Here is an 11,834-nt window from a genome sequence, read left to right as displayed (position 1 = left end):
AGCGGAGCAGGGGAAACTCTCTGCTCCGCGGCCCCGGATGGCCTTTTTATGCTCCGGAATGAGCGTGAAGAAAGACGATTTAGGGAAGAATGATGATGAAAAAAGACAACATGTTAGAGAAAGGCTACACCGCGTGGCTCAGCGCCATGCTCGATATCGCGAAACACTATCGGCTGGATTACTCAGAAGAACACGTGAAAGCCACTGTCGCCTGGGAGATGGGCGCACCGGCAGACGTGATTCTTGATGAGATGGCGAAAAAACTGGGGCTGGGCCGCGTAACGCGTGATTTCCACCCGAACGATCTCGATCCGATGAGCGTGCCGTTCATCCTGACGCTCGACAACGGGCGGCTGGGTGTGGTGACACATCTGGACGCCAGCGGCCAGTGCGCGGTGCAATTTACCGAAGATCAGGGGCTTGAAACCACCCTGACATCAGAACAGCTGGCGGAACGCGCGAAAAGCATCACGCTTCTGCGCCCGCTGCACAGCATTCCCGATGCGCGCGTTGATAACTACATCAAGCCGTACAAGAAAAACTGGTTCTGGGATCTGGCGCTGAAAGACTGGCGTCGTTACAGCGACATCATGCTGGCCTCAATGATTGCCAACGTGCTGGCACTGGCGGGCATGTTGTTTTCCATGCAGGTTTATGACCGCGTGGTGCCGTCGCAGTCCGTCCCGACCTTATGGGTACTTTTCGGCGGCGTAATGCTGGCGATTACCTTTGAATTCGTGATGCGCATGGTGCGTGTCCATATTTCTGACGTGGTAGGGAAACGCGCCGATTTGCGCATTTCCGACCGCGTCTTTGGCCGTGCGCTGCGCATTAAAAACAGTGCGCGCTCGAAATCCACCGGCTCCTTTATTTCGCAAATCCGCGAACTGGAATCCGTGCGTGAGCTGATCACCTCGACCACGCTCAGCGCGCTGTCAGACCTGCCATTCTTCCTGCTGTTCACCGTGATTCTGTGGATGATCGGCGGCCCGCTGGTGTTTGTGGTGTTGCTGGCGCTGCCTTTGCTGCTGATCCCCGGCATTCTGATCCAGAAACCGCTGGCGAAACTGGCGAACGAAGGGATGCGCGAATCGGCGGTGCGTAACGCCTCGCTGGTGGAAGCGGTGGAATCGCTCGAAGACATCAAACTGATGCGCGCCGAGCAGCGCTTCCAGAACCAGTGGAACCACTGTAACGAAGTGTCTGCCGAAATCAGCATGCGTCAGCGTTTTCTGACCAGCCTGCTGATGACCTGGACGCAGGAAGTGCAGTCGATTGTGTACGCCGTCGTGCTGCTGGTGGGTTGCTATCTGGTGATGCAGGGCGACATGACCACCGGTGCGCTGGTCGGTACGACCATTCTGGCATCGCGTACCATTGCACCGCTGGCGCAGATTTCCGGCGTGCTGTCGCGCTGGCAGCAGGCGAAGGTTGCGCGGAAAGGGCTGGACGAACTGATGCAACGCCCGATTGATCAGGAAAACGGCCAGAAAATGGTTCACAAGGCGCAGATCGCCGGTGAATACGCGCTAAGTGACGCGGTGTTTTATTACGACGAAGAAGCCAAAGCAGTGAATCTGGCGATTTCGCGCCTGAACATTAAGCCAGGTGAAAAGATTGCCATCCTCGGCAAAAACGGCGCCGGTAAATCGACGCTCTTACAAGTGCTGGCGGGGATGCAACAGGTTCAGCAAGGGCAGGTGGTGCTCGATAACGTCAACATCAAACAGATCGACCCGGCAGATTTACGCCGCGACGTGGCGCTGCACAACCAGCACGCCCGTCTGTTCTTCGGCTCGGTGCATGAAAACATCACCATGGGCCGCCCGCAGGCGACCGACGAAGAAATCCATGAAGCGCTGGTGATCAGCGGCGCGCTGGCATTTGTTCAGCAAAAAGAGGACGGCCTGAACTTCCTCATTCACGAAGGCGGCGTCGGGCTTTCCGGCGGGCAACGTCAGGCATTGTTGCTGGCGCGTAACATCATCACACAGCCGCAGGTTTTGCTGCTCGATGAACCGACCGCGTGGCTGGACGAGATTTCCGAATGGAACCTGATTTCCCAGTTATCCACCTGGGGCAAAGACAAAACGCTGATTATTGCCACGCACCGTCTGGCGCTGCTGCAACTGGTGGATCGCATTATCGTCATGGATAACGGGCGCATTTCGCTCGACGGTAATAAAGAGGACATCCTGAACAAACACTTCAGGCCAAAAGGACAGACCGCTGCCGCCACCGCAAAACCGGCGACAAGCAAGGAGGCATCATAATGAAAAAGCCTAAACTCACGACCCGCCAGCGGGCAGAAAAATCCCTGCCACGCTCGACCATTCTGGTCTGGTCGGTATCGCTGATGCTGCTGTGTTTCTTCCTGTGGGCGAATTTTTACACGCTCGATGAAGTTACGACCGGCACCGGCAAAGTGATCCCGTCGTCGCACGAGCAGATTGTGCAGTCGCTGGAAGGCGGCATCGTGCACACCATCGACGTGCAGGAAGGCGAAGTGGTTGAACGCGGGCAACGGCTGGCGCAGCTGGATCGCACCAAAACTGAATCTGGCGTTCAGGAAAGCGTGGCGCGTTTGCATGCCGCGCTGGCGACGGCGGCGCGACTGACAGCGCAGATCAACAACACGCCGCTGACGTTCCCGGCAGAGCTGGATGATGAACCGGAGCTGGTGAAATCAGAAACCGAACTGTACAACTCCAGCCGCAACAGCCTGGAGAAACAACTTTCCGGCCTGAAGCAGGGCGTATCGCTTATCCGCCGCGAGCTTTCAATGACAACGCCACTGGTCAAACAGGGCGCGGCCAGCGACGTGGAAGTGCTGCGTCTGCAACGTCAGATTAACGAGATGGAAAGCAAAGCGACTGACCTGGAAACGCAATACAACGTGCGTGCCGGTGAGGAACTTGCCAAGGCCAATGCGGAGATCGAGGCGCAGCGCTCAGTAATTCTGGGGCGTAAAGACTCACTGAACCGCCTGGAATTCTTCTCGCCTGTTAAAGGCATCGTCAAAAATATCGACGTGAATACCGTTGGCGGCGTGATCCCGCCCAACGGCAAACTGATGACGCTTGTGCCGATTGACGATCAGATGCTGGTGGAAGCGCAAATCTCCCCGCGCGACGTGGCGTTTATCCACCCCGGCCAGAAAGCCAAGGTGAAAATCACCGCCTATGATTATTCCATTTACGGCAGTTTTGACGGCGAAGTCACGACGATTTCCCCGGACACCATCCAGGATGAAGTCCGCCGCGACGTGTACTATTACCGCGTCAACATCAAAACGCACGCCAACTATCTGGAAAATAAACACAAAGAGAAGTTCTATATCTTCCCCGGCATGATCGCCACGGTGGATATCAAAACCGGGAATAAAAGCATCCTCGATTATCTGCTGAAACCGCTGAACAAAATGAACGAAGCGATGCGGGAACGTTAATAACTGCGTTGTGATAAAAGGAAAAACCCACGTGTGAACGTGGGTTTTTTTATGGGATTTTCTGGCGATTGCCGTGGTTCCTGAAAACCTCATAAGATATTCAGGTAAGTCATAAATATAAATATTACGATTCAGCAAATTTAAACGACGATTTTTTTCAGAATTATTGAGTGATTATTTATTAATAACGGCCATGTATTGATCGATTTTTTATATTGATATATAGCATTTGTTTTGAGTGATCGGTTGAGTTATAACGTCTTAAATCCAAAGGAGTTTTAGAATGGCCAATCAAATATATATGTCGCTCACAGGTGAGAAACAAGGCCTGATATCTCAGGGGTGTGGCACTTATGACTCGATGGGTAATAAATATCAGGTATTGCACAAAGACCAAATATTCATATTATCTTTATCGCATCACACACATCGTAATCAAAATGTTTGTCACCAACCACTGACTATCACTAAAATAATCGACAAATCTTCACCTTTATTGGGTGTTGCTATTTCCAATAATGAAAAATTACAATGCAATTTTGATATTTATCGGACTGATATCACGGGAAAGCTCATGAAATATTATTCGATAGAACTACGTGATGTTTTTCTTATTGATGTCTCCATTAATTTCCCACACTCGGTAGACCACTGTGACGCTCAGCCTGAAGAGACACTGATATTAACGTTCAAAAGTATCACGTGGCAGCACCATCAGGCTGGGACATCTGGCTACAGTTTCTGGGAAGACATTGTGATGTAGGGGGGTGCATGAGTAAGCGTGAAGATATAACCAGTGCATTATTAGGAAGCGCGATCGGTTTTGGCCTGGTTTACACCAAACTATTAGGTTGGATAGACCTTGGTCATGCTCAGGGGAATGATGCCCGGAAACTTCAGAGTATACTTCGCGAAGAAAAAGGAAGGTGTTTTTACCCGGAGCTAAATGAATGGTATTTTCCTGTTGATTATTATCAGGAAATGGCTTTAAAAATACATAAATCAACACAAACAAACATGTGGGCCGGCGTACATGCTCCATTAATGGTACGTTCGTGTTTGAGCTGGGAAATAAACAAACGAATTGCGCTAACCATTATGATGAAAACAGCATCGAGATTCGAAGCCCTGCAGGATTCATCTTTGGTAAATTGGCGTACAGATAGCGGTTTTAGTGGGGAAGACTTGGTCTCGGATTTATTGGGGTTTTATAGAGTCTTTGGTGAAGGTATTGATCCACTTATATTGGCCCAACCCACTGAAATTTCTTATGGTAAATCTATATGGGATCATTACGGCCCGATAGGAAAATTCAAGAATAGGGGGTTTAGACCCATATTGTTCCCTCAGCCCTCACCAGGTAAAACGTCAATACCTAGAATAGGTTACCTGCCAACCTGGTTAGACTATATTAAACCGCTCGGTGACTTATCTAATAAGTATATATCTAATAGATATTTTAATCGGCCGAAAAAAGATCTCTTCGATGATGTCAATCGGATGAACAATGAGCTATATATTGCTTTAAGAAGGGGCTACCAGAAACCCAATGATCTTCACATGCCATCCCATTTTTATGTTCATCCGCATAATATTCCCGCACCTGATTATTTTCATATAGGCGGTGATAGTCAATATCCAATATGGTGACGAAATGTTTTTGATTAAATACAAGGGGGTTAAAGTATGTGTAAATTGACAAAGTGGATTTGTGTATTATTCGTAATGTTTTTTTTGTGTTTCGTATGGATAATAATTTCTTGTGGTTATTCCTTCGATGGACGTGAATACAGAAAGTCTGACTGGTTTGACTATTATTATTTGACGCCTTCACTCATCAGAAATGCTCCTGCGGTATCAGACAACGCGACATATCATGTAAGAGGTGGGGACGAACACCAGAATTTCGAGGAAGAAGTGGTTTGGTCTGGTGTTAAAGATGTCCCTCTCGCAGTAAGCGAATTGAATGCTTATTTGATAAAAGAGGGTATTGATATAGACGCTGAATACAAACAGGGAACTGAGTATTTTGTATTACATTACAATGATGTAGTGGTATTGAAAATCGCAGATTGCATGGGGCCTTGCCCGTAGTTTTTTAGTTTTGCCCAAAAAAACGCTTTCTAGCAATGATGATCGTCCAGTAAGGACTGGAACGATCCAACAGTTGTTGTAAAAAGGGTCCAAGATTTTTATGGGGCTTTTTTTGTACAGCTGTATCTGAAGCAGAGCCACACTGATTCTCACTCCTGCTGTGCCACAGTATATATTATGTATTTTGCTTAACTTCCGTGCAACGGTAAGAATCACAGTATGTCTATTGTAAGGATTGCGTTATAATTACCCTTAAAGTTAACGTTTATTTACAGATGGCAATGGAACTGCGATGCGCTGTGCGCTTTTCATAATACTTTTAGTCCTATTAATACTTCTACTTATTATTACCGGTAGTGATGAGATACATCATGCGCTGAAAATGCATGCTCATTGGGTCTTAGGGCACTGCGAGCGCTAGCCGAGGGCCTATATCGATGGACAAAATGAGCAGGGATTAATAGATGTAAAACTAAAAAGGAGTTTTATATTACGGTGAGTGAGTGTAATGGTTCTCAATACACAGGCAGATATTTCCCCTGGGATAATTCAATTACTGATGGAGATGTATCCCTGTATCCCCTCTTCATTGTATAACTCTTGCACCAACAATCAGGCGGGCTTTTCTAGCAACAGTTTAAAGACCTTTAAGTCTTTCAATGGCCTGACATAACGCATCGTTAGGCTTACCGGTGATCGTTATCGCCGATTCCTGAACTCGTTCAAGTCTCAATGCTACCCGGTAACGGCTGATTTCTTCTCCATTCTGCGCAAGCATCACGCAGCACTCCCCAATTAGCCTGCACGCTTCCTCAAAAACTGGATTTGAAATATCCATGAGAACCTCCAGATGCTGTGTAAAAAAACATCTTAATGTTAACGCAAAAGTTGCCCAAGGATTTTTACTTTAGGAAAATTAATAATCAATGTCAGAAAAGCGTCTACGCTGTAATGAGCTGACAATAGATCAGCAGGTCTGCCAAGACTGATAGTGTTCTAATTCTTTAAGATAGCCCGCTTAAACAACGGGCTTTTTTTATGCCTGTCGCATGGTGTAAACCTGAGCATCGGCTACTATTTGAAGTGGATGGAGTGACTACCTTCCAAACTAAGTAATGTTGATACCTTTGATACTTTGCCCGTCGTTAACACGGGCATTTTTTTATGAGGAGACTTACCGCATACCGGGCTTTTTTGTTGTACTGCAGATGGGGAACTTCCTGCTACTGCATTTTGGCAAGCCGTATTTAAATAACAACACTTCAACCCATTATGGCAGGGCTGACGTGGCCATTCGGCTAAGTGCTGAAAGAGTGCGGTCACAAGGTGATGTTGAGGGACCCCAGCACTCAGGTGAATGAATTTTCCAATCAATAGGTATAAAACAACATTAACCTAATGAAACGAATGATTAAAATCTGTTATCCCGATGGACAGGATATTTACTCAAAATGGCCGGGTTATTTTAACACCTCCCTCTTCATCAATACTAAATTCAATGACGTTGTCCTTGTCATCATTTGAATAAAAATAAACTTTGCCTGTATAAGGTTCCATATATTCAAATTTAATACTGTACATCAATTCGTTAGTTGTAAACTCGGGATAACAAGCGCGAATGACGTTCCGAACTTGCATATCTACTACCGGCGGTGCTGACACGAAAAATAACATTTTAGCGCCTATAAGAATTTTCTTTTTATGACCCTAAATTATCTAAAATTTAACTTAAAGCAAAGATATTTTATGAAAGGTTACGAGGGTCCCGTTTGAAAAGGCGGAGAGCATCACAAACGATGAAAACCTCTTTATCACAGAGGTTATAAAAGGGGTACATAACCTATCTTCAAAAGTCAGCCTCACAGATCTCTTGTTATGACCTTGATGTAATATCGCTAATATTCAATAAAATCAGATATGTAACGGTAATAGCACTGAGAGCGTGCGTTAATCAACCATGAGTATATGCTCAAACTTTGTACTTGAAACTATTAGGGAGAGTTTGGGAATTCTGGTTTAGCCAATTGAAGTTCAGGCATAGGCATGAAGTGGGGGATCTCACGGAATGTTACCAGCTCATTGACGTTGGCCTGGTGTTGACAAACCCTGCACTCTATAGCAGACACGGTCTCAGAAGATACAGACGCTGAAGAGGCAGTAAATCGGTCAGATCCACATTTTTCGCAGATGATTTTTATGTCAGGCATTTTAACTCGGGGAGTAAGTTATCAAATTAATGAGAACATTAAGAATCATCCTATTTCAATGCAGAGTACAGCTATTTTTTGGGTTTCGAATCGAAAAGGTAACGTAAAGAGTGCAGGAAATGAGTAATCCTTCGAATTCGCGAGACGGTGACTGCCGCTTCCGCGAATTTCAGGGGCTTACCCGTCCCAAGCGAAGCGCCGAAGTCATGATTCGCTATCAAGGTCGCGCATGACGACAATAGTTCAAGAAGTAAATAATAATAGGATCCAACTATCACACTAATAAATAATGTCGCGGGAGGAATTGCCGATAACCACTGCAGTCATTACTTCATATGGTACAACTGATGCGCCTGAGTACTTTTAAAAACGCTTTATCTGCTCTGTTAGGTCTAAGAATTCCAAGCTCTGCTGCTTCATTCGAAGCACTGTGTAAGTCTATGCCAGTAATCGAATTTAGTGCCGAAGGGATAGTGCTGAGAGCCAGCCCGCTATTTCTTGCGACGATGAACTATCGAGATGACGAAATCATTGGGTGTCACCACAGGATGTTCTGTCCGGACTCGGTCGTAAAATCCCCTGAATACAGGTTGTTTTGGCAGCGTCTGGCTGCTGGGGAGAGTTTTAATGATAAATATCTGCGATTGGCTAAAGGTGGGCGTTCGGTATGGCTTGAGGCCAGTTACATCCCGGTAACTGATCCCAAAGGCCGGGTAATTAAAGTTGTTAAAATTGCAGCAGATATTTCTTCCCGAATGCAAACCGCCCTTGAACAAGAGTCTATTATCAACGCCATAAGTCGTTCGATGGCCGTGATTTCGTTCACTCCGGAAGGAAAGGTGCTTGCAGCGAATGAAAATTTCCTTAAAACCACCGGTTATAAGCTTGATGAAGTCAGGGGACAGCATCATAAAATGTTTTGTTCCGAAGAACTGTACAAGAGTCAAGAGTACCGTCAGTTTTGGGAAAGGCTTAATCAGGGGGAATTCTTTTCTGGCCAGTTTCCACGCCTTAACAGAAATGGGAAGGCCATTTGGCTCCGCGCCACTTATAACCCTGTTTTTAATAGTAATGGGCAGCTTTATAAAATAGTTAAATTTGCTTCAGAAGTGACTGAGCAAGTCCTTCGTAACCAGCAGGAACACGATGCGGCAGTTCACGCATGGAATATGGCTATTCAAACCCGCGGGAGTGCTCAGGCTGGTGCTGAGGTTATTGAAGGAAGCATAAGGACGATTGATAAGATTGCAGAAGGTATGAACACTGTATCCGACGATATATCTCTTCTTAACCGTCAGTCTGTCAGTATTGACGAAATAGTAGAAACCATCCGGGGTTTTGCCACTCAGACCCGACTTATAGCATTAAATGCTGCCATTGAGGCTGCCCGTGCTGGTGCCTCCGGCAGAAGTTTTGCGGTAGTTGCCGCAGAGGTCCGTAATTTGGCGAGCAACGTTAGCATCGCTACTGAGGATATTGAACGGGTGGTGAAAGACAATAATCAGCTTGCTAAAGAGGTCCTGAAAGGCATTGAAAGTAGTCTTGAGAACACTTATCAGGGTGTCAGACTCATGCGAAAAGCGGGTGAGGTGATGGCCAGTATTCAAAGTGATTCAGAACTTGTTGAAGCGGCTGTAAAGAATGTTGCCAGTTCCGTGACTCTGAAATAAGGATTGGGAATGGCCTGCATCAGGTACAAATACAATACTTAAAAGATCCATAAGATTGTCTTCAACTTGATTTTTCATTGATTAACATGGTGTTGAAAGAAAAAGCTCAGGGTGTGCTGATAACTCAGGCGATTTTTCCTGCCAGTGCAGCACAGGAGCTGATTTAGCAATTGCCTGTTAACATTACGGCGCATTTTCAGTTTGTTTTGACCCCATACCGCCTGAACGCTCGCAGCATATTTATTCCTTTTCTTACCATCGCATACAAGGTATTCCCTGAATGCCCGCCGAGCAGTCTCACTTTCGAAGAGATGCCAATTCGCAGCGGATACTGGCTCATTTGCATCGGGTTGATGGAAATGCGGACCGGGATTTTTTGCACGTCAGTGATCCATTTTCCTGTACCGTTCAGGGCGGAAATCGCGATGTCGGCGTCGTCATCCCATCCTTCCACCTGTCCGTCGAACACCACGTTGTCGCCGTACATTTCCGTCACAATTGAGGCTTTCTGGCCGACGATGACGTCCGAAAGTTCTGCCACGGTAAAATTGGCGTTTATCCACATCTGGTCGGCGGGCACGATAGTCAGCAGCATTTGTCCGGGCGTGACTTTCAAACCGGTATGCACATTTCTCTGCGCGATGTAACCGGTGACCGGGCTGCGAACCGCTGTGCGATCCAGCGCTTCTGCGGCTTTCTGTAATGCATTTCTGGCCTGCAAAATCTGCTTTTGCCGGGTGATATCGGAATCCCTGAGCAATCCGGTATTCCGCCGGTATTGCCGGATGGCCGTATCCAGAGCCGCTTTGCTGTTATTAACGTTGATGAGAGCCTGCCGGAGATCGTCTTTTGAAATCGCCGCAGGGCCTTTTGATTGTAAGCGCCGGTTGTAATCAATCAGCGCCTGCTGGTAGGTCATCTGGGCACTGAGGATTTGGGTATTATTCTGGCCGCCGGCGGTATAGCGTTCCCGGGTTTCTTTTTCCGTTTCCAGCAGCGTTTCTTCGGCCTTTTTATAGTGGAGAATTTCCCTGGTGTTATCCATATGCAGCAAAATATCGCCTTTGCGTACGCGGTCGCTGCTGGTCTGTATAACGACCGCCACCCGCCCGTTTATCTCTGAGGAAAGGGTGACCGGATTTCCGGTAATGTAAGCGTCGCTGGTGCCGGGCATTTTACGTAATGAAAAGTCCAGCCCGAGACTGCAAATAAAATACGGAACGATAATAACAATGACGCAAAGCATTCGTTTTTTAATTTTTGGGTTCGGACGTTCCTTGCCGATATTAGCGACCATGCCGTGAAACTCTTCCATGAGAAAATTCATCCATTCTTTCTGAAAAGGATGTGTTAATAATATTCAGTCAGAATAATCACCGGTGCGGATGAAATACAGGAGACACATCGGAAACTTTTGCAGGGAATATCCTACACGTGAAGTCCATGCAGCTAATTGGAAAGTTATTTCTCTTTAAAAACAATCAGTAAAATATTGCGATTGAGAATTTTTAAACCTTTCCTGAACGAATTGAGTTCAGGCGAACACGTTTTTGCATTGCGTGATACTATTAGTCTTAATGCTCATGAAAATAAAAATGCGCAGACAGTATAATTAATCCTTCTGATTTCCCTTCAATACGGTGCATTATAATTAGCACCGAAACACGTTCATCTTTCCGCAGCACGTTATAATTACGCCACCTGTCATTGGGATGTGCGTTGTTCTGTGCGCGAAAGTGAGTGAACCGGAAACATGAAGATGTCTTTTGATAAGGAGCTAAGATGAGTAAAACCAATAAGTTAAATGCTGTCATCGTTGACGATCATCCGCTGGCTCGTATGGCTATTAAAAACCTGCTGGAAAATGAAGAGATCGCCGTCGTCGCGGAAGCCGGTGACGGCGCGCAGGCGTTGCAGCTTGTCGGCGAACACAGCCCGGATCTGGTGATTGTCGATGTGGATATTCCGGTGATGAGCGGTATTGAAGTGGTGGAGAAACTGCGCAAGCAAGCGTTCAGCCGGATTATTATTGTGGTCTCTGCCAAGAACGATTTGTTTTATGGTAAGCGCAGCGCCGACGCGGGCGCAAATGCATTTATCAGTAAAAAAGAGGGCATGACCAATATTATCGCGGCGGTACACGCGGCGCAAAATGGTTACAGTTATTTCCCGTTATCATTGCAGACGTTTATGGGCAGTCTTTCTTCTGAGCAGGAAATGTTGCAGTCGCTCTCGAGTCAGGAAATTAAAGTGATGCGCTATATTCTGAACGGCGATGACAATATGAAAATCGCTTCGGAAATGTGCATCAGTAATAAAACCGTGAGCACCTATAAAAGCCGCTTAATGGAAAAGCTCAATTGCAAATCGCTGATGGAACTTTTCTCCTTTGCGCAACGTAATGCAATCGGGTAA

The 11,834-nt window shown here is 46.6% G+C and carries 9 protein-coding genes; 7 read left to right on the top strand and 2 right to left on the bottom strand.

From position 1 onward, the window contains the following. The first annotated feature begins 95 nt into the window (after positions 1-95). The 5 genes from ACLBVC_RS13685 to ACLBVC_RS13665 all read left to right on the top strand — a co-directional run bounded on the left by ACLBVC_RS13685 (position 96) and on the right by ACLBVC_RS13665 (position 5,542). Positions 96-2,273, top strand: coding sequence for a type I secretion system permease/ATPase (locus tag ACLBVC_RS13685; RefSeq protein ID WP_195823443.1), 2,178 nt, complete (start codon positions 96-98; stop codon positions 2,271-2,273). After that, a complete protein-coding gene (locus ACLBVC_RS13680) occupies positions 2,273-3,448 on the top strand; it encodes an HlyD family type I secretion periplasmic adaptor subunit (RefSeq protein ID WP_410150065.1) in 1,176 nt (391 codons plus the stop codon). The genes ACLBVC_RS13685 and ACLBVC_RS13680 overlap by 1 nt, the downstream gene beginning before the upstream one ends. Before the next feature lie 283 nt (positions 3,449-3,731). After that, positions 3,732-4,211, top strand: coding sequence for an Hcp family type VI secretion system effector (locus ACLBVC_RS13675; protein WP_410150064.1), 480 nt, complete (start codon positions 3,732-3,734; stop codon positions 4,209-4,211). A gap of 8 nt (positions 4,212-4,219) precedes the next feature. After that, positions 4,220-5,098: a hypothetical protein gene (locus tag ACLBVC_RS13670; protein WP_410150063.1), complete on the top strand. Its 879-nt coding sequence runs from the start codon at positions 4,220-4,222 to the stop codon at positions 5,096-5,098. Between the two features lie 36 nt (positions 5,099-5,134). Further along, on the top strand, positions 5,135-5,542 hold the full coding sequence (locus tag ACLBVC_RS13665) for a hypothetical protein (protein WP_410150062.1): 408 nt from the start codon (positions 5,135-5,137) through the stop codon (positions 5,540-5,542). A gap of 637 nt (positions 5,543-6,179) precedes the next feature. On the opposite strand, the gene ACLBVC_RS13660 is transcribed toward ACLBVC_RS13665, so the two are convergent. After that, positions 6,180-6,380: a hypothetical protein gene (locus tag ACLBVC_RS13660; protein WP_410150061.1), complete on the bottom strand. Its 201-nt coding sequence runs from the start codon at positions 6,378-6,380 to the stop codon at positions 6,180-6,182. 1,716 nt (positions 6,381-8,096) lie between these two features. Here ACLBVC_RS13660 and ACLBVC_RS13655 point away from each other — a divergent pair. Next, entirely contained in the window at positions 8,097-9,419 is a 1,323-nt protein-coding gene (locus ACLBVC_RS13655) for a methyl-accepting chemotaxis protein (RefSeq protein ID WP_410150060.1), read from the top strand. 196 nt (positions 9,420-9,615) lie between these two features. On the opposite strand, the gene ACLBVC_RS13650 is transcribed toward ACLBVC_RS13655, so the two are convergent. After that, complete coding sequence (locus ACLBVC_RS13650) at positions 9,616-10,746, bottom strand: efflux RND transporter periplasmic adaptor subunit (protein ID WP_410150059.1); 1,131 nt, start codon at positions 10,744-10,746, stop codon at positions 9,616-9,618. A gap of 455 nt (positions 10,747-11,201) precedes the next feature. Between ACLBVC_RS13650 and evgA the strand changes: the two genes are divergently transcribed. Beyond that, positions 11,202-11,834, top strand: coding sequence for an acid-sensing system DNA-binding response regulator EvgA (gene evgA / locus ACLBVC_RS13645; protein ID WP_410150058.1), 633 nt, complete (start codon positions 11,202-11,204; stop codon positions 11,832-11,834).

It is taken from the genome of Rahnella selenatireducens, from assembly GCF_046449555.1.
GTDB lineage: Bacteria > Pseudomonadota > Gammaproteobacteria > Enterobacterales > Enterobacteriaceae > Rahnella > Rahnella selenatireducens.
The sequence above is the reverse complement of the archived record's forward strand: the minus strand, read 5'-3'. Positions and strand labels throughout refer to the sequence as shown.